Consider the following 20,676-nt stretch of genomic DNA (forward strand, 5'->3'; position numbering starts at 1 on the left):
AACACCAAGCTCATTAACTAAGATGCAGATAGTTAACCATTTGGCTGTGTTTTTGTACAGGAAAAGTGAGCGTAAAGCGTGGAACGCTTTATGGGAACGCTTCGCTTACGGAATACGGAACGTTCGGCTTGCGCCTCACTGCGGGAAGCAGTTGCTTTTCCGTATCAACGCGGTCCCACATTTGTAAGTGCCGTTAACTGTATGTTCCCGAAACGCTTCGCTTACGGATTACGGAGCGTTCGGCTTGCCCCCCACTGTGGGAGGAGGTCGCTTTTCCGTAGCAACGCGTTCCCGCATCTGGAAGTGCAGTTCGCTGCAAGTTCCCGAAACACTTCGCTCACGGATTGGGGAACGTTCGGCTTGCGCCTCTCTTCGGGAGATGGTTGCTTTTCCGTTGCAACGCGGTCCCGCATCTGGAAGTACAGTTCGCTGGATGTTCCCGAAACGCAGTGTTCCGTAACGCGATGCGTTCCCCGCTCTATTTGGCTTGCATCTCTGCCCACCAAGCTTCGTCTGCGACGATCTGACCTTCGTCATCCAGTGGCGGGTATGGGAGTTTTTTGCGTTTGGCGACTTTCGCTAGCACTGGGTGACCGCGTTCAAACAGCGTGCGGTGAATCACTTCTTCTGGCAGGGCGCTTTGTTCGTTGTCGTACATGCCCGCCTCTTGGCGCTGACGCTGTGCTTCGTAGAGAATAATTGCGCTGGCTACCGATACGTTAAGTGACTGCACCATGCCCATCATTGGAATGATGATGTCTTGGTCTGCCAGCTTTTTCGCTTGCTCAGATGCGCCGACTTTCTCACTGCCAAGAATAATTGCGGTCGGTTTGGTGTAATCGATTTGACGAAAATCGACCGCGCTATCAGACAGGTTGGTGACGAGGATTTGCATCCCTTGCGCTTTAAGCTCGGTCACGGCCTCTTCAATGGTGCGGTGGTTGTCTACCTCAACCCAGTTGCGTGCACCCGCTGAGGTGTGGGTGAGAGTGCGCATTTTATCCGGCCAGATGGCATGGATTTTATGCAGTCCGGTCGCGTCTGCGGTACGGACTACTGCCGAAACGTTATTAGGTTTATGCACCTCTTCCATGCAGACGGTGAGGTCGGTTTGGCGAGCTTTAAGGACTTGTTGGATACGTTGGTAGCGTTCTAGATTCATAACATTGATCGTAAAAATAAGGCCCTTGAAAGCGAAGCTTCAAGGGCCTGAAGTGACGTTAATTAGTGCTTACGGCGACGGACGCGCAGTGTTTGTGGCATAGCCTTAATGCGACGCATAATGCCAGCCAGATGCACGCGGTCTTTGGTAGTCAACAATACCGTCACGGTATAGAGACGACCATCGCGCTCTTTGGTTGAGAGCCCATGAATGTTCGAGCCCGTTTTTGAGATAACGTTGGTTAGCTCAGCCAATGCACCTTGACGGTTTTGTACGTCAACACGCAGCTCGGCGGTAAACTCTTGGTCGTAATCTTCTGACCAAGCCACAGCCATGTATTTGTCCGGCTCTTTTTGGTAACCACGAACGTTTGGACACGTTTCACGGTGTACCACTAAGCCACGACCAGGCGAAACGTGTGCAATGATGTGGTCATCCGGGATAGGGTGACAACAGTTAGCAAACGTCAGCAAAATACCTTCAGCACCGCGGATCGGCAGTTTCTTCGTGCTATCACTTGGGATTGAGCTGGTGGTAGTCAACTCATCGGTATCACCCAGCAGGCGACGTGCGATGACGATACTCATGAGCTCACCGAGACCAATCGCTGCCAATAGGTCATCAACACTTTCTAAGCGTAGATCGGTCAGCACTTCCTGAATGTTTTCAGGGTAGATAGAGTCGATATTGTGACGACCTAAAGCGTGGTTAAGTAGACGACGACCTAAGATGATCGACTCTTCACGACGCATGGTTTTCAGCACTTGACGAATCTTAGTGCGAGCACGTGAAGTCACTACGTAGTTGAGCCATGCTGCGTTTGGTCGTGCGCCCGGCGCGCTGATGATTTCAACCGTTTGGCCGTTCTTCAGTGCTTTGCTGAGTGGGTAAGGGTTGCGATCAACTCGCGCACCAACACAGGCATTACCGACATCTGTGTGCACCGCATAAGCAAAGTCTACCGCGGTTGCGCCAAGTGGCAATTCAACGATACGACCTTTTGGCGTAAAGACGTAAATCTCATCTGGGAACAGATCCGATTTTACGTTTTCGATAAATTCAAATGAGTTACCCGCACTTTGTTGCAGCTCAAGTAGGCTTTGCATCCAACGCTGTGCTTTAACTTGCGCTGTAGTACCTGTGCGCTCGCCATTGCCTTTGTAAGACCAGTGCGCCGCGACACCTTTATCCGCCATTTGATCCATATCTTCAGTACGGATCTGTACTTCTACGGGTACGCCGTGAGGGCCGACCATTGAAGTATGGATAGATTGGTAGCCGTTCGCTTTCGGTACCGCAATGTAATCTTTTACGCGACCAGGACGTGGCTTGTACAAGCTGTGTACTTGACCCAGTACGCGATAACAGGTGTCGGCACTGTCCACAATCACACGGAATGCATAGATATCCATGATGGTGTGGAAACGCTGCTCTTTGGTTTTCATCTTGTTGTAGATAGAGAACAGGTTTTTCTCACGACCCACGACGCGTGCTTTAAGACCCACATCTTCTAGGCGACCTTCGATTTCGCCGTGGATGCGTTGAATCATCTCTTTACGGTTACCACGTGCCGCTTTGACCACTTCTTTTAGAACGCGGTAGCGGTTTGGATAGAGGGCTTCAAAGCCAAGCTCTTCCAATTCAGTTTTGATGTTGTGGATACCAAGGCGGTGTGCCAAAGGAGAGTAGATCTCAAGAGTTTCGCGGGCAATACGACGCTTTTTATCTGGGCGCAGAGCACCGAGCGTACGCATATTGTGTGTGCGGTCAGCCAGTTTGATCAGAATAACGCGGATGTCTTGCACCATGGCAAGCACCATTTTGCGGAAGTTTTCTGCTTGGGCTTCTTTGCGATCACGAAATTTAAGCTTATCCAGCTTAGAGACACCGTCCACCAGTTCAGCAACTGAAGTGCCAAATTGTTCTTCAAGATCTTCTTTGGTGACATCGCAATCTTCGATTACGTCGTGCAGGAGAGCGGCTTGAAGGGTTTCAAGGTCAAGGCGCATTTCGGCCAAGATGCGAGAAACAGCAACAGGGTGGATGATATAAGGTTCCCCGCTTGAACGGGTTTGCCCTTCATGGGCATTTTTCGCTACCACATAAGATTGACGCAGAGCCTCAATTTGAGGCTCTGTTAGGTATTCTTGGGCAACGTCTTTGAGGCTATCGAATAGATACAAACTTTAGGCCCGGAAGATAGTTGTAGAGAAAGTCTATTAGCGACCGTGAGCGATGCTGCTAACTGCTGCCAGTTCAGCTGCTTCTTGCTCTTGCTGCTCTTGACGCTCACGAGCATCAAGGATTTCTTTAGTGATTAGACCTTCTTCGATTTCGCGTAGAGCGATAACCGTTGGCTTATCGTTCTCTTCTGGCACTAGTGAATCTTTACCGCCAGTTTGCATTTGACGAGCGCGGCGTGCCGCAATCAGTACTAGGTCGAAACGGTTGCCAACTTTTTCAACAGCGTCTTGAACAGTTACGCGTGCCATGAGGACTCCAAATAGTTAACTAAAATTTTGAATGACGAGAAATTATACAGCCTAAAGCCAGTATATTCTAGCCAAAGCGTTTTCTCGTCGGTGATATGGCTTTTGGGAGACCCTTACTCAGCCAGTAGCGCTTCAAGCATGCCTTTATATTTAGCAGCTTGTTTATCTTGCTTCAATCTTTCTGCACGAATGATTGATTTGAAATCAACCAGTGCATTATCAAAGTCATCGTTCACAATAACGTAGTCATACTCGTCATAGTGAGAAATCTCTGATTTCGCTTCTGCCATGCGTTTTGCAATCACAGCTTCGCTATCTTGACCACGAGCATTAAGACGACGCTCTAGCTCACCGTTTGATGGTGGCAGAATGAAAATGCTTTTTGCTAGTGGCATTTGTTCGCGGATTTGGCGAGCACCTTGCCAGTCGATATCAAGAAATACGTCGATACCTTTGTCTAGGTTGTCTTCAATCCATACACGAGAAGTGCCGTAGTAGTTACCGAATACTTCTGCGTATTCTAGGAACTGGCCTTTTTCGATAAGTTCTTCAAACAGCTCTTTTTGCACAAAGTGGTAGTGCACACCATCTTGCTCACCCGGGCGCATGCCGCGCGTTGTGTGAGACACAGATACTTTCATCGCGTATGTTGGATTGGTTTCCAGCATCGCATTGATCAAGCTAGATTTACCAGCGCCGCTCGGTGCCGAGACGATATATAGAGTACCTTTGCCCATATGTAACGTTCCACATTTGGTTGGATGGTGTCGAGAAGAGTCGACAGTTTAAAGATAGCACTGACCAAGAAGTATCACTTGAGTGGTGAAAAATAGGTCAGAAAAATGGAGGCGAAGAGTAGCACGATCTTAAGGATCTCCACAAGGAAAACAAGCAATCCATAGCGTTAAAGTCGATCTCGGTGGTTTTCTCGTTCAGGGACTCTTTGTCGAGGATTTAAGCAACGCAGTATATGCACCATGTTGGTTAATAAAGTGGTATTTGCTGGCACCTTCGAAGCAAACGTTTGCTTATTTTGTCGGTTTTGGGCAAAAACAGTTGAATATTCACTCTAGATCAATACAATTCGCGCAAACGTTTACGTGCTGTATATATCTAGTGAATTGGACTGGATGTCTCTACCACCGAGCCTATCTTGGTGACTACAGTAAGTCTTGGCTACTTGCCAAGATTTTCTCTATTCAGCATGTGTACCCCTCTACTTATTTTACAGTTGCAAAGGTTACATAGTGAGTCTCGAATCTACCCTTAAAGAGCAAAAATCTGGCAGTGTTCTTGAGTCGATCTTTAAGATCTCAGAGCGCAAAACCACCATCAGTACTGAGTTATACGCGGGCTTTATTACTTTCCTCGCTATGACCTATATTCTCGCGGTTAACCCAGCCATTCTCGGTGGCATTCCGGGCATGGATAAAGGGGCGGTGTTTACCGCAACGGCACTTTCGGCAGCGATTGCAACCCTGATTATGGGTATTTGGGGTAACTACCCGGTGATGCTTGCACCGGGCATGAGTATGAACGGTTTCTTTAAAGGCATGCTACTCAGCGGTTCAGTGGCTTTGGTGTGGAACGAAGCGCTGTTTGGTATTTTCCTTTCGGGTATCGTTTACTTGATCCTGTCGATGACCAATATTCGCAAGACTTTAATTGAGTCAATTCCAGAAGATCTTAAGCTGGCGATCACCGTTTCTCTGGGTATGTTTATTGCGTTTTTGGGTCTTAAGAATGCCGGGATTATTGTTTCAAACCCAATCATTTTGGTCAGCATGGGTGATATCTCTAACCCACAAGTATTGATTGCTTACATCAGTATTTTTATCGCTCTCGGTTGTATGATTCGTGACATCAAGTTAGCGACGTTCATTTCGTTTGTGTCAGCGATTCTGCTAACCGTGATTGCTGACCTTGTCATGGGCACCAACAATGCGCCGATTCCTGATCAGGTTTTCTCAATGCCACCAAGTATTGATAGTACCTTTGGCGCAGTCTTTGATATTTCGGGCTTAACGGCAGACAAATGGTTCGATTTGCTGTTTATCGTGGTGATTTTCCTGATTGTCGACTTCTTTGATGGCTTAAGCACTATCGTTGGGGTGGGGCGTGATGCGGGGATTATCGATGATGACGGTAAAGTGCCAAATGCACGTTCAGCTCTGGTTGCGGATGCTGGTGGTACGGTGATCGGTTCAATTCTTGGTACCACATCAATCACTGCGTTCTCTGAGTCAGGTATTGCCTCTTCACAAGGTGCCAAAACGGGTCTAGCCGCGGTGATGGTGGCAGGTCTGTTTGCACTATCCCTGTTTATGTACCCAATCTTCTCAATTTTCTCAGCCGCGATGGTAGCGCCAGCGATGGTGGTTGTGGGCATCTACATGATTGGTCGCTTGGGGCAAATCAGTTGGGATCAGAAAGAGTCTCGTATTGCGACTTTCTTTACCATTATGTTCACCGTGCTGAGCTTCTCGCCAGCTAACGGTATGGCTATGGGCTTTATCAGCTACAGCTTTTCAATGCTAGTCGCGGGTCGTGGTAAAGAAGTGCACCCAGTGATTTACGTATTGTCACTGGTATTTTTGACTTACCTTGTGCTGCTTTAAACCCTTTGTTCAACAATGCTCCTACCAAGGTAGGGGCATTGCTTGTCATATTTCCGTGATATTATTACGTGATATTAATAATAACAGAGCGGAATTGTCATAATGCCTTCCCATTTACCTCCTTCGTTTAGTCGCCCATTTCTGAAGATTTTCCATATTCTTGAAGCTGTGCTGCTGGTTGCCATTACTATGGCGACAGTGTGGGCAATGGTGGAAGAATTCGTCCATATCTACGTGCAAAAGCGTGTGTTACTGGAAGATATTCTGTTGATGTTTATCTATCTGGAAGTGCTCGCCATGGTTGGGCAATTTGTGATGAACGGTAAGATCCCGGTGCGCTACCCAATTTATATCGCGATGATGGCAATCGCGCGCTATATCACGCTGGGTATGAAAGAGCTCGATTCGGTGATGATTGTGTGGCTATCACTGGCAGCCTTTGTGCTTGCGGCTGCGACGTTGCTGATTCGAGTCGGCCACCATTACTGGCCATATATCGATGGCAAAACGGCTGAGAAAGACGAATAAACTCGATTTGAGCTGAGATACAATAAAGCCTCGCAATGCGAGGCTTTGTCATAATTAGGCAGGGTTATTTTGTAAAGTACATGCGCTTTAACGCTAGCTCTAAACCGCGAACTTCTGCCAGACCTTTCAAACGACCAATCGCAGAGTAACCTGGGTTGGTTTTCTTTTTCAGGTCATCCAGCATTTGATGACCGTGGTCAGGACGCATTGGGATCTTACGTAGATCACCAGCTTCTTCACGACGCTGTTCCTCTTCAAGAATCGCCATCACTACGCCGTACATGTCGACATCACCTTCTAAGTGCGCCGCTTCGTGGAAAGTCATTGGGTTATGCTCTTCACGCTTAGTTGAACGTAGGTGAGTAAAGTAAACGCGATCGCCGTGCTTTTTGATCATGTTAACTAGGTCGTTGTCGCCGCGTACACCGTAAGAGCCGGTACACATAGTGATACCATTGTTCTGGCTAGGTACTTTCTCAGTTAACCAATCGATATCTTCGATGGTTGAAACGATGCGTGGTAAGCCTAGGATTGGGCGCGGTGGATCGTCTGGGTGAACCGCCATCTTGATGTTTTCTTCGTCACACACAGGCATAAGCTCTGCAAGGAAATGACGCATGTGCTCACGCAGTTTGTCTTTGTTGATGCCTGCGTAGCGATCAAGTTGTGCTTGGAATGCTTCTAGTGTGTAGCCTTCTTCTGCGCCTGGTAGACCGGCGATAATATTGGCGGTTAGCTGCTTAACTTGCTCTTCAGACATGTTGTTGAAGTATTCAAGTGCTTGCGCTTGTTCCGCTTCAGTATAATCAGCATTGGCACCAGGGCGCTTTAGAATGTGAAGTTCAAAAGCGGCAAACGCGATCTGGTCAAAACGCAGTGCTTTTGAACCATCCGCCATTTCATATTCAAGATCAGTACGAGTCCAATCTAGAACTGGCATAAAGTTGTAGCAAACCGTGTCGATACCACATTGCGCCAGGTTGCGCAGGGTTTGTTTGTAGTTTTCGATCCACTGTTGGTAGTTACCCGTTTGAGTCTTGATCTCTTCGTGTACAGGTACACTTTCAACCACAGACCAAGTGAGCCCTTTTGCTTCAATAATCGCTTTACGAGCTAAGATCTCTTCTTTCGTCCACACTTCACCATTTGGGATATGGTGCAGTGCATTAACGATACCAGTTGCGCCAGCTTGGCGAATATCATCGAGTGATACAGAGTCATTAGGACCGTACCAACGCCACGTTTGTTCCATGACAAATTACCTTTTAATAGGCACACTTAACCCGCTCAGCTAGTGAGTGACTAAGTGGTGCATAAATATAACGACGGATGAATGTATGATTAGGTAGCTAGTAAAGCTTCCTAAAAAGGCGGATTATTTCCCGCCACCTAACAAGACAACTGGATTGGAGCTAAATAGGTAGCCATCAAAATCCGGGTCATCAATATCAGAAAGTTCGAGAAGTCGTTGCTTTACGTTTTCAAGGTGTTGCCACATGGCGTTTTTCGCAGCGATTGGATCTTTACGCTGCATCGCAGCTAGGATTTTCGCGTGGTCTTCCATCCACTCTTGGCGGTAGTCATGACCGCTAATACGCGAGTGAAGCTTTTGCCACATAGGGCTTTGCTCACGACGGTCCCATGATTGCTTCAGCATATCAACCAACACAGAGTTGTGTGTTGCTTCTGCAATACTCATATGGAACAGCTCGTCACCCACACATTGTGCGTTTTGCTCTGCCAGTTCTTTGCGCTCTAGGATAAGTGCTGAACGCATTTTGGCGATGTCGCCAGGCGTCACTTGGATTGCAGCAAATTCTGCAATGTTACTTTCTAGTAACTGTCGCGCCTGTAACATTTCGAATGGTCCCGCTTCATCACTGATGATGCGTTCACGATGAGGTGATTGGTCAGGAATATGCGTGACATAAACACCAGAACCTTTTTTTACTTCTACAAGGTTTTCTAACTCAAGCATGATGATCGCTTCGCGCACGACAGTGCGGCTGACGTCAAGCCGTTCAGCTATGTCGCGCTCTGGTGGAAGGCGGTCGCCAACGCGGTAGTGCCCGTCAATGAGTTCTTGTCGTAAAACCAAACCCAATTCTTGGTAAGGACGCTTGGGTTCAAAAGGTACCATGATGATATTATCGCTTATTTCCATTACTACTCACGCCATCATAACCAAACAAAGCAATTGGTCAACCTATCTCAAGAGTTATGTGGCAATACCTTTACTTCTCTAACAAATTTAATTTCGTGAGCTGATCAACCGCTTGAATAAGCTTAAAAAGTGTAGACAAACTTTGCCGTTTGCTTCTCAAGATGATCGTTCACTGGTTTACTGTTTTTATTGAGGCGCTTTCACCTTTGATGGTGTTTTATAAGCTTTGCGACCAAAGGAGTTTTAATGGAGAGCCTTTAGCCCTTCGATGCGCCTCTTTGTTGCCCAAGCCAATCTTGCGACCAATGTACAAAAGCGTCAAAGTAAAAAGTACAATTGGTTGAGCAATGTCACAGATAATCCCCTTTAATTGGTCAACCAATATTGTTTCGGTATTAGTTTTTAAAGTAAAAAAAGTCATAATGCCAATGGCTTAGTCTTAGTCTTTGACGTGTGATTCGATGTGCGGTTTTTCTGGTCTTTTGGTTAACCAATAATCGCAATGGTTAAATGATGTGATTGGATTGTTATGTAATTGGCGAGAGCAAGTTTTCCGAATTGTGATGGTGCACAATTTATGAGCACTATCGACTGGCATTGTTATTTTGTCGTTCTTATTAAGGGCAGAGAAGTGGTCAGTGCGGAATAATGAATTTGTAGCGAAACAAAGAAGCAACCAACAATTGATTCAAAGGGCGATCTTTATCGCGGAGTTGGTTGCTTCTGCTTAATTAGAGGTTGAGATCGGCTTGGTTAGTTCTGTGCCGGCGTTTGAATAGGCGATATAACGTGACTAAGCCGAAAACGAGCAGCATGCTCTCGATAGCTAAACCACCAATGGAACCGACCACAACCGCATTGGCAATGCCAAAGAATGACGACACAATAAGCACAACACGCATCTTAATGCCTTGAAGTGTAACAATCGCAATAGTATTGATAGATGCTCCGATAACGGGGAGTAAATCAATTGGGCTAGACATCATCATAATACCCATCGCAAAGTATATGATGGAAAATGTCAGCGCGATCCATAACGAATGATACTTTAGCGCGACGATGTTTCTCAGTATGCCAATCAGAAGAACACCGGCGGTCACCATTGAGCCTAGAACGACATAGTGTGACGCGAGGACTACGTAGCCCGCTATCATCCACAGTTTTAGCTTTATATCATTGGTTTGCAGGACCCCGATGATGGCAACCAGTAGTGCCAAGTACCCAAGAAGCTGTGGGAGTGAAAGAAGTTCGTTCATTTGCTTTCCTTAAAGTTGCCGCGGGTTGCGGTGCATCAATGCTGACCAGGGTGGAAGAATGGTGTCAGTTATCTGCCAATGACATCATGACTCGCTTGAACACTATCACTCTGCCTTGTAATTCTGCGTTGTTTGGCTTCGGTGGAGGAGGGCTATCGGGTTGTGGTTGCTAAGCCTCTCAACCATATATGGGCTGAGAGGCTGGCATCTTGTGTTTTAGAAGCTGTAACCGACACCCACCGCTAAACCACCAGCGTTGCCGTCCATCGCCACTGAATAGTTGTTCATGTAGCGGTATTCAACGAAGGCGTTGAAGTTTTGGGAAATTATCCAGTCTAGGTTGACGATCGCCGCGTAGCCGGCATCACGATCGACCATGACAAATTCTTTGTAATCATCAGGACGAGCAAATTGATAATCTAAACCCGCATTAAGAAGAAATGATTGGTTTAGCCATGTCAGTGGGTATTGCGCGGTAATTACCGCCGTCATGCCTGATAGACCGGAATGATCGGTGTGAATGGCTAACTCCGTTTCTGGGTTAGGTTGGTCAGGAAGTACCAGACTTGCCATACCAAAGTTATGGTGAATACCGACAGCAGGCTTAAGTTGCAGTGAGCCGATATTCCAGTCATAGCTGATCCCCACATAGAGGTCGTTCGCGGTCATGACGGTGCTTGTTGCGAGGGTATTTTGTGCCCAGGCATTGAAGTTGCTATCCCCTAAGTTCTTATGCGTTACGGTGCGAACGGTTATGGTCTCCATATCATCGAAATCATTTTTTGATAACTTAGTGAAGTTAGAGGCATCAATGATAGCGACCCATTCACCCCAATCTTTGATCGCTGCGTGGCTGTATTGAATGACACCCGTATCGAAAGCAAAACCTTGTGATTGTTCGGTTGCCCCCTCAGACCAATCCATATAATAAACAGAAACACGATCGAGAGTTTTCGCGTCATTAGGAAGAATTAACGCATGTGTTGATGCTGAACAAAATAAAGCTAATGCGGCAATATGTTTTAATTTCATTTTAAATCTACAAGGCAGGTAAGGACGGCAGATTAATGTTAATTAACTGCTATTTAATTTGTTTAAATTGATGTTTTTATCTGTTGAACAAGCTTTCGGTTTTTTAACCTTGTTCATGCTTTTTATTGATTAGGCTTGCGCTTCGATTTATAGCAATTTAATCAACAATTGGTCTGAAGAAAGATTGTGTTCGATTAAATTTTTAATTTATTTTCGTGCGCAAAATCAAAAAAGGAGCCGTTATAAACGACACCTTTTTGATTAGTTAACCCAGGTTGGCGAATTTAATTAATATTGGTTAAGGTGTTTTACTTCAACACAATATTTACACCTGTGGGTGATATGCACCTTATGCGTGAGCAATATTCTGGCTAGCAAGAATAGTCTTTAACGCATCAACCGCGATACCAAACTTACCAGCATCACTTTGCTCTAACTCTTCCACTTCACCTTCTTCAATGTTTTCAAGTGCAGCGAAGCCAGCAAAGTTACCTAGATGAGGTTCTAGAGATAAGAAACCGTGGTAATCTCGCTCAGTCGTCAGTTCTTTGATGATTTGACTAATCTGACCGTCACCTTCACCAGCAGGCACGACAACGCTATCAGACGAACGCGCATCTTTGATGTGGTAGTAAGCCACATGGTCCTTTAGCAGTGAGTAAGTAACGAACGGGTTTTCACCGCACTGCACAAAGTTAGCTGGGTCAAAAACAAGCTTAAAGTTGTCGCAATTCACTTTTTCAACCAGATTCAGACAACGTGCAGACGTGTCACCGTAAATGTCTTTTTCATTTTCATGAAGCAGAGTGATATCGTATGGTGATGCGATTGCTGATAGCTCTTTCAAGCGACTGATGACGTCATCAGCATAATCGTCATGATTGGTCTCTTTTTCCATAAAGAAACTAAAGATACGCATGTACTTAGATTCAAGGATTTTCGCGACTTCTAGTAGCTGAACGAACATCGCTTTGTGAGCTTCAAAATCATCTTTCAGATAAATCTTACCAACAGGTGAGCCAAGCGATGAAATTTTAAAGCCACGTGCATCAAGCTGTTTTTTAATTTCAACAGCTTCTTCTACAGTGACTTCACTAATGTTTTTGCCGTTAACACCACGCATTTCAATATGCTTGATACCATGTGTGTCAAGAACATCCATTTGTGTGGTTAGGTCCATATCAATTTCATCTGCAAAAGCAGACAGCAATACGTGCTTGCTCATTATTTGTCCTTGTTTCTTAATTGGTCAAGAATAGCGATTGTTTTAAGTCCTTCATCGAGATTGATGTAGTCACTTGTATTATCAATGATTGCTTTATAGAAAGCGTTAATGGTCTTTTGATGACTCGCGCCCCAATAACTCATGCCTCGTTGATCAGGTGCGAAGTCTTCTTCTAAAAATACAAAGTCTTTATTTTCATCTTCGATGTAAAGTTTGCCATTCATGTATTTTAGTAAGCCATTTTGGAACATAAGCTCCATCTCAACAGGGGTATTGGTTGAGTAAGCATTGGTGCCGTAGAATAATCCCTTAGCGCCATTCTTAAACTCAATATATATTTCTGCTGTATCTTCAACTTCGATATATTGTTGGAAGGCTTTTGTCGAGTAACTTCCGTTTAAAGTACGAATCTCACCACCGAGCCATTGAATGAGGTCGAGTGTATGAATGCCTTGATTGATAAGGAAACCACCACCTTCAGTTGCGTACTGACCACGCCAATCACTTTCAGCATAATATTGGATAGGCTCGCGACACCAAGTAACAAAACCTTTAATACCGATCAAGTCTCCCAAGGTACCTTCGTCAACATAGCGACGCATGACCAAAGAGGTTGGATTTAATCGGTTCTGGAATGTTACTGCTAGCTTAGCTGTTGATTGCGAAAGGGCAGCTTGAACCGCTTTCGACTCTTCGATGTTCATGACGACAGGCTTTTCAGTGACAACATGAATGTTGAGTGATAGCGCCTTTACAATCATTTCTTTGTGAAGATAGTGGGGTGTGCAAATATGAACGACATCTAAATCTTCATGTTCCAACATCTCGGCATAATCGGTGTATGCCTTGCAGTTCATTTCGTTGGCGACTTTAGAAACCACATCGTTCTTTATGTCACAGACACTGACCAATAGTGCATCTGCATTTTTATTGATCGCTTCAAGGTGGATAACCGAGATGTTACCACATCCAATAAGACCTACTTTTAACATGGTTGATATCTCTGATAAAAAAAAAGGAATAAGAAAAGTGATACAGAGAGTGATTGAGTTGTGGTGCTATTTCTAACACCACAACGACTTAAAGTAGGACTTAGAAGTACTCAGAGAAACCAAGTGCTTTTAGGTTGTCCATACTGATTTGTAAAGATTCGAACGGATCACGACCGTAAGTATCATCTTGTTCGATTGGCAGGTATTTAACACCAGTGCGCTCACAAGCTTCGATGATTGCTTTAAAGTCAAGGTTACCTTCACCAATTTCAGCGAATTGGATTGCGTTGAAGAACACTGACATATCGCCTTTTGCAAGAGCGCCCATCATTGCTTCTGGGTCCGGTGTTGCGATACGGAAATCTTTAAGGTGAACTAACTCAGCACGACCTTCTAGACTCTCAATCACAGTAACAGGGTTCAAACCTGAACGTTGGATCCAGTGAACATCAATTTCAAAACCGATGTTTTTAGGGTTCGTGTTTTCAAGCAGCATATCAAAGTATGACTTACCATCGACTTTATCGAACTCTAAATGGTGATTGTGGTAGAACAGCTTAATGCCTTCTGCGCTTAGCTTCTCGCCCCATTTGTCCATTTCTTTAGCAAACTGAACCACTTTCTCTGCATCACCAAACATTGAGAATGGAAGCATACCGATACGTAGGTATTCGACGTTCAAACGTTTCGCATCAGAGATGATCTTGTCGTAGTGCAAGTCAAAAGAGTCAACAGGGAAGCTTGGGTGAATCTGTTGCGTGTAAGCACTTAGAGAACAGATATTGATACCGAAGTCTTGAATCGCTTTTTCCATCGCGGCTACGTTTTCTTCAGACATATCAAGCTGTGAAATCTCAACAGCGTTGAATCCCATACCAGACAAAGTTTTCAGAGTTTCGTAGATACCGTTCTCTGCAACTTTATCTTTCAGCATCATCATCTGAACAGCAATTTGCGGCTTAGTCATGATTAGTTCGCCTTCTGAGCTGCTTCTTCGTCAATCTTCTCTTGAAGTTTGGCGAAGTATAGGTCTTCATCGATTGGTAGTGAAACTTCTTCACCCAACCAGCTAGATAGGTGCATAGCATTTGTGATGCTCAATGCATTGATACCTTCAGAGCCGTGAGCAACAAGTTCAGCACCATTAGTGATAGCGTCTGCAAAGTTACGCATTACATCTTTGTGTTGGATGCCCCATTGGTCAGCAAATTCAAAAGTCGTCTCAGTAACGCGGTCACCAATGCCACCGCCCATGAACAACTGTTTCATGTCATCAAATGATAGGTTTTTGCTGATTTCTTGCTCAGGTTCGTTAAGCACTTTAAGCGTAATTTTCTTGCTGCCATCAACAACAATCTTGCCCTTGTCACCAAGGATTTCAAAGCGGTCAGTACCCATAAGGTCGTGAACACAAGTGATGAATGAACCTGTTGCGCCGTTCGCGTATTCAACAAGCGCGGTTACATCATCTTCTACCGCGATGTTACGCTGACTTCCGTAAGATGCTTTTGCTAGTACTTTGGTAGGCATACCACATAGCCATTGCCACAAGTCGATTTGGTGTGGTGCTTGGTTGATAAGAACGCCACCGCCTTCGCCGCCCCAAGTTGCACGCCAGTCACTCATTTGGTAGTAACCTTCTGGGCGCCACCAAGTTGTGATCATCCAGTTTGTACGACGGATTTCACCGATAACGCCTTCGTCCATTAGCTCTTTAAGCTTAATGTAAAGAGGGTTCATACGCTGGTTGAACATCATTGCGAATTTTAGCTCAGGCTTAGTTGCCGCAAATTCGTTCATTTCTTTAACTTGCTTGGTGTAAACACCTGCTGGCTTATCAACAAGCACGTGAAGGTTGCGCTTCATTGCTTCGATAGCCATTTCTGGGTGTAGGTAGTGAGGAACGACTACAAACACAGCATCAACTAGACCACTGTCCATCATTTCGATGTAATCAGTGAAGAAAGGAACATTAGGGATATTTTCTTCAGCCCAGGTTTTACGCTCAAGGCTAATATCACATACCGCACCTAATTCCATACCCTCAACTTTGCCGATGTCATTGCCCATTAGCTTACCGTGAGCTACAACAGAAGAATACATCGAACCTTGTTGTCCAATACCAATAATGCCTACGCGAACAGTCATATATACCTCAGTAATTTATTTTGATATTTATTTTATAATTAACTTTATAAAATAAATGGTAATTCAATGCTTATTATTAAACAGTGAAGCTAATCACTGTTTTGTCAATTATGAAGCGTTGTTTTAAATACAAATTCAACGCTTCACGATTGGTATTTTTAATTGTCTGTTGAGTGCGTGAATACAGACGATTTTTTAATCTTTTTTACTTTGCAACTTTAAGTAAAATGGCTTTTATAAATTTAAAAGGTATTTTAAGTTGCCGTTTTGTAAAATAATGAGTGTTAATTTATTTAGGTTAAACTAATACCCATCTTGTGTTGTTACATGATGTTGAATTTGTATTTGATATCTAAGTTAATATCATAGTAATCAAGATCTTCATTAACGACGCCTGTACGTTCTTCCATAGCTTTGTTAACAATCAACTGAGTAGATATGCCTTTCAGGTTACCTTGAGTAAACTTGTGCTGGATAACTAAGTTTGCGCCCACGCCGTCAACTTCAGTTGTTTCGTGATAATTTAAGTCGCCGTCGGTCTTAACTAGAGATAGCATCGCCATCCAGTTTTCATTGAAGTTGTAACCTGCGCCAGTCGAGAACGATGTGGTGTTTTGGTAGTTGCGAGAGATTGACATATCGAACGGGAAGCCGATATCAGTGTCGACACCACCTGCATCTATACGAGAACCAACTTGACCAAAACCAGCATTAGCAAACATCTTGCCTTTTGCGTAGGTAATTTGACCAGAAACTACATAAGTAGAATCGTCCTTACCTGTCGGTTGAGCGTCTTTGGTATAGCCCAATAGACTACCGTAGAACGCACGACCATCGAGCTTAATAAAGGATTTATCATCATTTACCCAAGCGTAATCGGTATTCATTTGTGCCTGAACAGCAACATCACCTTGATAGCTCATACCAACAGCAAAGTGTTTCATCGGATCGTCATACACGTATGCAGAGAAGTATTTTTCGCTTTTATCACCGTTAGCGACTGCTTCATCAACCATTTCAGTGTAGTAACCACCGCCGAACTTGTTCGTAATCGCACCATAGAAGTGTGAATTTTCAGTTGGTGAATAGCGAAGCATTGCACCCTCGCGCATGTAAGGCATGGTACGAATTGAACTGTACTCCAATAGTGGCACTACATGATCGATAGTACCGTGTCCAAAATCGACCCCAAAGCGACCTAATTTTAACTCTACGTTATCGGTAGGTTTTAAGTTCAACGACCCACCAAACAATGAGAACGATTCAGCACTACCGCTACTTTCATCTAAGTAGAAACGACTCGTTGCGCTAGATGGTGACCACAGTTTTTGGACTGTATAACCGTATGCTTGAACATCTAACCACGGCAGTAGACCGTCAGTTTCGTAATCTAGCATGGCGCCTTGAACCCATGCTTTTACGTCTCCAGCTTGGCAGTCGCGATCAATTGGTGTGGTAATTGGGTTACCATTTTTGTCGTAATCACCATCTCCACATGCACTAGGGCGATCCGCTATACGTAATTCATTATGTAGTTTGAGAGTCAAAGACTGATCAAATTCACCGACCGATTCAGATGCAATAGCGCTATTTGTTAGGGCAAGAGTAATAGCCGATGCTAATATTCCTTTGTTCATTATAATTCTTTTCAATTTCATTAACCTTTTGTTTGTTTCTAATTAATAGGGGATTGGTTTTTAATTAGTATTTAGCGGACGAGATCGACCGCTAAATAGGTCACGATTATTGTGTTATTATTATTTTGATTGTTGAGTATTTATTACTCAGATTGTTTGAATTAGCACTTGTCGCCTAATTTCATCATTGCTTGGTTGTGCTTAACGATTTCTTCACGTTTTTCAGGCGTTAGGTTCCAAATAAACTTGAAGATTAGCCACATCAAGCCTGCTGCAACTGCTGGCATCAAGAATACGATAGCGTGTAAGCCTTGTTGTGTTTCAATCGTTTGCGTTGCTAGCGTCGCGTTGTAACCGACGATAGTCACACCAACACCACCAACTAGACCCGCTAGAGCACCCGCTAGTTTACGAGACAGAGAGTAAGCAGAGTAGATAACACCCGCTTCACGTTTGCCTGTTTTGTAATGGTTGTATTCGATACAGTCAGCAACTAGCGCCCACATTACACCGACACTGAACATGCTGAATATTTTTTCAACACAGTAGAAAACTAGATATTGTGTTGGTGTAGATACTAGGAAGTAACCAGCCGTACAGAAGATTAGAGAACCCGCACAACACCACAGGATAAGAAGACGGTTACCGAACTTATCAACCAGTTTAGGGCTGAATTTCATAATCAATGCCATTACTGTCAAGTCAATAAAACCAGTGTAAGCAAGGATGTGCATTGCGTTGTCTAAGTTACTACGGATGTAGAATATTAGAACGCCACTAATACCGTAAAGTGCTGTTAGTGATACAAGACCAGCCAGAGCTGCCGCAATGAGAAGACGGTTAGTAAAGATAGAACGAATCTGCTCTTTAAATGGGGTCATTGGTTGTGGTTCTGGCTTGATGTTCTCTTTAGTGTTTAAGAACGCCAGTGTGTGAGAAGTAATACCTAGAATACTACAAGCAACCGCACCAACTAAGTATGCTGTTTTCATATCATCCGCGAAGAGAACGAAAGCAATTGGTAATGCAGTTTTGATGATCGTACCCGCTAGAATCGCACCAAATACACGGAAGTTAGAAAGTGCTAGACCCTCAGCCGCATCTTGCGTCATTGAAGAGGCAAGTGAACCATAAGGAATGTTAACAAAGGTGTAACACATACCCCAGATGATGTATGTCGCTGACATCCATGCAATCTTAGCGTTCATTGATTCTAGTGAATCTGGAACCAAGAACATCAATACCGCTGCAGCTGCAAGCATGAACGTACCTTTTAATAGGTAAGGTCGATACTTATCTGCGGTTGGATCGTTTTTCTTGACGTATGCGCGTTCTGAGATTGTACCCATGATCGGGTCATTACAACCATCCCAGATACGAGCAACAAGGAATAAAACCCCCACTGCTGCTGCAGATACGCCGATAACATCTACATAAAACGCCATGAAAAATGTAGAAGATAAAGCAAATGACATGTTATTGCCGATGTCACCGAACATATATCCAATTTTATTTCTTAAACATAATTTCTTATTCGGGTTACTCGTATCAACCTTATTAAAAAAGTTCCAGAGCCATGACCTTTGTTGCGGGGTAGCTGTTATTGTACTCATAATTAAACTTCCAAATTTAGGTGGTCAGACCAATTCCGACCACCTTTAATCTATTTAACTAAATTCAGTGCGTTTGAGTGCGAACTCGACGCCTCGAACTTCCGCTAGACCTTTCAAGCGTCCGATAGCCGAGTAGCCGTTCATGTTTTTCTTTTTCAGGTCATCTAACATTTGATGACCGTGGTCTGGACGCATTGGGATTAAACGAATGTCGCCTTTCTCCGAGCGTCTTTTTTCTTCGCTAAGTAGGGCATGGACAACATTAAACATGTCCACATCACCTTCTAAGTGAGCTGCTTCATGGAATGAAAGTGGGTTAGCTTCATCACGTTGCGTTGAACGTAAGTGAGCAAAATAAATTCGAGAAGAGTGCTTGTTGATCATGCTGACCAAATCATTGTCAGCACGAACACCGTACGAACCGGTACACATAGTGAAGCCATTCATCTGGCTTGGTACTGCATCAACTAACCAATCCATATCTTCAATGGTTGATACGATGCGAGGTAGACCAAATAGAGGGCGCGGTGGATCGTCTGGGTGTACTGCTAGACGCAAGCCATGTTGTTCACAAACAGGGATCAGTTCGCCTAGGAAAAGAGCCATATGCTCACGCAGTTGTGCTTTATCAATATCTGCGTAACGAGCCAGTTGCGCTTTGAATTGATCAAGCGTGTATGACTCTTCAGAGCCCGCTAGACCAGCAACAATGTTGCTTGTTAGCTTGTCGATTTCTTGTGCAGTCATCGATTCGAAGCAATTGCGTGCTTCTTCTTGTTCTGCTTCAGAGTACTCTTGTTTTGCTTCTTCTCGGCACAGGATGAAAAGGTCAAATGCTGCGAATTGAACTTGGTCAAAACGTAGTGCACGTGAGCCATCTGGGAGTTCGAATGCTAGATCAGTACGAGTCCAATCAAGAACAGGCATGAAGTTGTAGCAAACAGTGTCAATACCACACTCGGCAAGATTGATGATGCTTTGCTTGTAGTTTTCAATCCATTGAGCGTAGTTACCGGTACGAGTTTTGATCTCTTCGTGAACTGGGATACTTTCTACAACTGACCAGTTCATACCCATATTTTCGATGGTTTCTTTACGCTTCAAAATCTCAGCAACGGACCATACTTGACCATTAGGAATGTGATGAAGAGCGGTAACGATGCCAGTCGCGCCAGCTTGTTTAATATCAGATAAGGTTACTGAATCTGAGTCCCCATACCATCTCCACGTTTGTTCCATAATTTCCTCTGTTCTTGTTCTAGCGGTGATGGGTGCATTTTTATCATTCGATGGCAAAGAAGCAATTGCATATGTCCAATTGGTTGACCTTTGCAGCAATAATTATAGTTTTTGGTAAACCAAGGTTGTTTTTGTGATGCACATCTTGGACGTGCATAGTGATTTGAATTAGCACAATAATGTCATTTTTGGTATTTTTCTTTATTTTCAATGGTTTAAATTGGTTATTTTGTTCGTTTTGATTAGCAGTGTTTGTGCGGATTTAAGCGATTTATCTCGTGTTAACTTATCAAATGTTGCATTTTTTGAGCAGAATAACGAAGTGTGTAGCTTGTTTGTTGAGCGTTTCTCTTGTGATTGGTTGAGTGGTTTTCTTGGCTGTCGCACTGATTGAGTTGTTTTTGGTGAGTTTTTGCCTTGAATTCCTTTTTTGGTTATCCAATCCAATGTGGTTTACGTCACAGTTTAATTTTTTTTAGTTTATATAATGCCTTGGCGAGATGGGTTTTTAGGTGTTTACTTAATTGCTCATTAAATTTGGTTGACCAATTTAATGAAAGTTAAATCGCA

18 protein-coding genes and 1 riboswitch are annotated in these 20,676 nt (G+C 44.1%); of the genes, 3 read left to right on the plus strand and 15 right to left on the minus strand.

What is annotated here, in order from left to right; translation table 11 throughout:
* Positions 1–478 precede the first annotated feature (478 nt).
* The 4 genes from trmH to gmk form a co-directional block, all read right to left on the minus strand.
* Positions 479–1,162 (minus strand): tRNA (guanosine(18)-2'-O)-methyltransferase TrmH, encoded by a 684-nt coding sequence (trmH, locus tag GZN30_RS13495; protein WP_075652074.1) that lies wholly within the window; start codon positions 1,160–1,162, stop codon positions 479–481.
* Positions 1,163–1,224: 62 nt separating this feature from the next.
* On the minus strand, positions 1,225–3,345 hold the full coding sequence (gene spoT / locus GZN30_RS13500) for a bifunctional GTP diphosphokinase/guanosine-3',5'-bis pyrophosphate 3'-pyrophosphohydrolase (protein ID WP_075652076.1): 2,121 nt from the start codon (positions 3,343–3,345) through the stop codon (positions 1,225–1,227).
* Between the two features lie 36 nt (positions 3,346–3,381).
* Positions 3,382–3,654, minus strand: coding sequence for a DNA-directed RNA polymerase subunit omega (gene rpoZ / locus GZN30_RS13505; RefSeq protein WP_075652078.1), 273 nt, complete (start codon positions 3,652–3,654; stop codon positions 3,382–3,384).
* Positions 3,655–3,767: 113 nt separating this feature from the next.
* Complete coding sequence (gmk, locus tag GZN30_RS13510; RefSeq protein WP_075652080.1) at positions 3,768–4,391, minus strand: guanylate kinase; 624 nt, start codon at positions 4,389–4,391, stop codon at positions 3,768–3,770.
* A 346-nt stretch (positions 4,392–4,737) separates the two neighbouring features.
* Positions 4,738–4,837, plus strand: a riboswitch (purine riboswitch).
* 64 nt (positions 4,838–4,901) lie between these two features.
* Here gmk and GZN30_RS13515 point away from each other — a divergent pair.
* Both GZN30_RS13515 and GZN30_RS13520 read left to right on the plus strand, forming a co-directional pair.
* Complete coding sequence (locus GZN30_RS13515) at positions 4,902–6,272, plus strand: NCS2 family permease (RefSeq protein ID WP_075652082.1); 1,371 nt, start codon at positions 4,902–4,904, stop codon at positions 6,270–6,272.
* 102 nt (positions 6,273–6,374) lie between these two features.
* The gene (locus tag GZN30_RS13520; RefSeq protein ID WP_075652084.1) at positions 6,375–6,800 is read left to right on the plus strand and encodes a phosphate-starvation-inducible protein PsiE; all 426 of its coding nucleotides are present in this window, start codon (positions 6,375–6,377) and stop codon (positions 6,798–6,800) included.
* Positions 6,801–6,864: 64 nt separating this feature from the next.
* On the opposite strand, the gene uxuA (GZN30_RS13525) is transcribed toward GZN30_RS13520, so the two are convergent.
* From uxuA (GZN30_RS13525) to GZN30_RS13535, 3 genes are all read right to left on the minus strand, one after another.
* Complete coding sequence (gene uxuA, locus GZN30_RS13525; RefSeq protein WP_075652087.1) at positions 6,865–8,052, minus strand: mannonate dehydratase; 1,188 nt, start codon at positions 8,050–8,052, stop codon at positions 6,865–6,867.
* 123 nt (positions 8,053–8,175) lie between these two features.
* Complete coding sequence (locus GZN30_RS13530) at positions 8,176–8,964, minus strand: FCD domain-containing protein (protein WP_075652089.1); 789 nt, start codon at positions 8,962–8,964, stop codon at positions 8,176–8,178.
* Positions 8,965–9,695: 731 nt separating this feature from the next.
* Entirely contained in the window at positions 9,696–10,220 is a 525-nt protein-coding gene (locus GZN30_RS13535; RefSeq protein WP_075652091.1) for a YgjV family protein, read from the minus strand.
* Between GZN30_RS13535 and GZN30_RS13540 the strand changes: the two genes are divergently transcribed.
* Positions 10,202–10,393 (plus strand): hypothetical protein, encoded by a 192-nt coding sequence (locus GZN30_RS13540; RefSeq protein WP_139312277.1) that lies wholly within the window; start codon positions 10,202–10,204, stop codon positions 10,391–10,393. The two genes, GZN30_RS13535 and GZN30_RS13540, sit on opposite strands and share 19 nt — an antisense overlap.
* A gap of 43 nt (positions 10,394–10,436) precedes the next feature.
* Here the strand turns inward: GZN30_RS13540 and GZN30_RS13545 are convergent, their stop codons facing one another.
* From GZN30_RS13545 to uxuA (GZN30_RS13580), 8 genes are all read right to left on the minus strand, one after another.
* Positions 10,437–11,252, minus strand: a complete 816-nt coding sequence (locus GZN30_RS13545) for a nucleoside-specific channel-forming Tsx family protein (protein WP_075652093.1) — start codon at positions 11,250–11,252, stop codon at positions 10,437–10,439.
* A gap of 349 nt (positions 11,253–11,601) precedes the next feature.
* Positions 11,602–12,477: a sugar phosphate isomerase/epimerase family protein gene (locus GZN30_RS13550; RefSeq protein WP_075652095.1), complete on the minus strand. Its 876-nt coding sequence runs from the start codon at positions 12,475–12,477 to the stop codon at positions 11,602–11,604.
* Positions 12,477–13,469, minus strand: a complete 993-nt coding sequence (locus GZN30_RS13555; protein WP_075652098.1) for a Gfo/Idh/MocA family protein — start codon at positions 13,467–13,469, stop codon at positions 12,477–12,479. The genes GZN30_RS13550 and GZN30_RS13555 overlap by 1 nt, the downstream gene beginning before the upstream one ends.
* 100 nt (positions 13,470–13,569) lie before the next feature.
* Positions 13,570–14,436 (minus strand): sugar phosphate isomerase/epimerase family protein, encoded by an 867-nt coding sequence (locus GZN30_RS13560; protein ID WP_083627219.1) that lies wholly within the window; start codon positions 14,434–14,436, stop codon positions 13,570–13,572.
* Between the two features lie 2 nt (positions 14,437–14,438).
* On the minus strand, positions 14,439–15,617 hold the full coding sequence (locus GZN30_RS13565; RefSeq protein WP_075652100.1) for a Gfo/Idh/MocA family protein: 1,179 nt from the start codon (positions 15,615–15,617) through the stop codon (positions 14,439–14,441).
* A gap of 323 nt (positions 15,618–15,940) precedes the next feature.
* The gene (locus tag GZN30_RS13570; protein ID WP_075652102.1) at positions 15,941–17,254 is read right to left on the minus strand and encodes an OprD family porin; all 1,314 of its coding nucleotides are present in this window, start codon (positions 17,252–17,254) and stop codon (positions 15,941–15,943) included.
* Positions 17,255–17,415: 161 nt separating this feature from the next.
* Complete coding sequence (locus GZN30_RS13575; protein WP_075652104.1) at positions 17,416–18,867, minus strand: MFS transporter; 1,452 nt, start codon at positions 18,865–18,867, stop codon at positions 17,416–17,418.
* 54 nt (positions 18,868–18,921) lie between these two features.
* Positions 18,922–20,106 (minus strand): mannonate dehydratase, encoded by a 1,185-nt coding sequence (uxuA, locus tag GZN30_RS13580; protein ID WP_075652106.1) that lies wholly within the window; start codon positions 20,104–20,106, stop codon positions 18,922–18,924.
* Positions 20,107–20,676: the final 570 nt, after the last annotated feature.

The organism is Vibrio ponticus (assembly GCF_009938225.1).
Taxonomy (GTDB): Bacteria; Pseudomonadota; Gammaproteobacteria; order Enterobacterales; family Vibrionaceae; genus Vibrio; species Vibrio ponticus.

What these genes read in the sequence shown, in the direction of transcription:
- rpoZ (WP_075652078.1), bottom strand. Translation starts at nt 3,654, where the DNA reads ATGGCACGCGTAACTGTTCAAGACGCTGTTGAAAAAGTTGGCAACCGT.
- GZN30_RS13555 (WP_075652098.1), bottom strand. Translation starts at nt 13,469, where the DNA reads ATGTTAAAAGTAGGTCTTATTGGATGTGGTAACATCTCGGTTATCCAC.
- gmk (WP_075652080.1), bottom strand. Translation starts at nt 4,391, where the DNA reads ATGGGCAAAGGTACTCTATATATCGTCTCGGCACCGAGCGGCGCTGGT.
- GZN30_RS13520 (WP_075652084.1), top strand. Translation starts at nt 6,375, where the DNA reads ATGCCTTCCCATTTACCTCCTTCGTTTAGTCGCCCATTTCTGAAGATT.
- GZN30_RS13560 (WP_083627219.1), bottom strand. Translation starts at nt 14,436, where the DNA reads ATGACTAAGCCGCAAATTGCTGTTCAGATGATGATGCTGAAAGATAAA.
- GZN30_RS13550 (WP_075652095.1), bottom strand. Translation starts at nt 12,477, where the DNA reads ATGAGCAAGCACGTATTGCTGTCTGCTTTTGCAGATGAAATTGATATG.
- uxuA (WP_075652106.1), bottom strand. Translation starts at nt 20,106, where the DNA reads ATGGAACAAACGTGGAGATGGTATGGGGACTCAGATTCAGTAACCTTA.
- GZN30_RS13575 (WP_075652104.1), bottom strand. Translation starts at nt 18,867, where the DNA reads ATGAGTACAATAACAGCTACCCCGCAACAAAGGTCATGGCTCTGGAAC.
- GZN30_RS13535 (WP_075652091.1), bottom strand. Translation starts at nt 10,220, where the DNA reads ATGAACGAACTTCTTTCACTCCCACAGCTTCTTGGGTACTTGGCACTA.
- uxuA (WP_075652087.1), bottom strand. Translation starts at nt 8,052, where the DNA reads ATGGAACAAACGTGGCGTTGGTACGGTCCTAATGACTCTGTATCACTC.
- GZN30_RS13530 (WP_075652089.1), bottom strand. Translation starts at nt 8,964, where the DNA reads ATGGAAATAAGCGATAATATCATCATGGTACCTTTTGAACCCAAGCGT.
- GZN30_RS13545 (WP_075652093.1), bottom strand. Translation starts at nt 11,252, where the DNA reads ATGAAATTAAAACATATTGCCGCATTAGCTTTATTTTGTTCAGCATCA.
- GZN30_RS13570 (WP_075652102.1), bottom strand. Translation starts at nt 17,254, where the DNA reads ATGAACAAAGGAATATTAGCATCGGCTATTACTCTTGCCCTAACAAAT.
- trmH (WP_075652074.1), bottom strand. Translation starts at nt 1,162, where the DNA reads ATGAATCTAGAACGCTACCAACGTATCCAACAAGTCCTTAAAGCTCGC.
- GZN30_RS13565 (WP_075652100.1), bottom strand. Translation starts at nt 15,617, where the DNA reads ATGACTGTTCGCGTAGGCATTATTGGTATTGGACAACAAGGTTCGATG.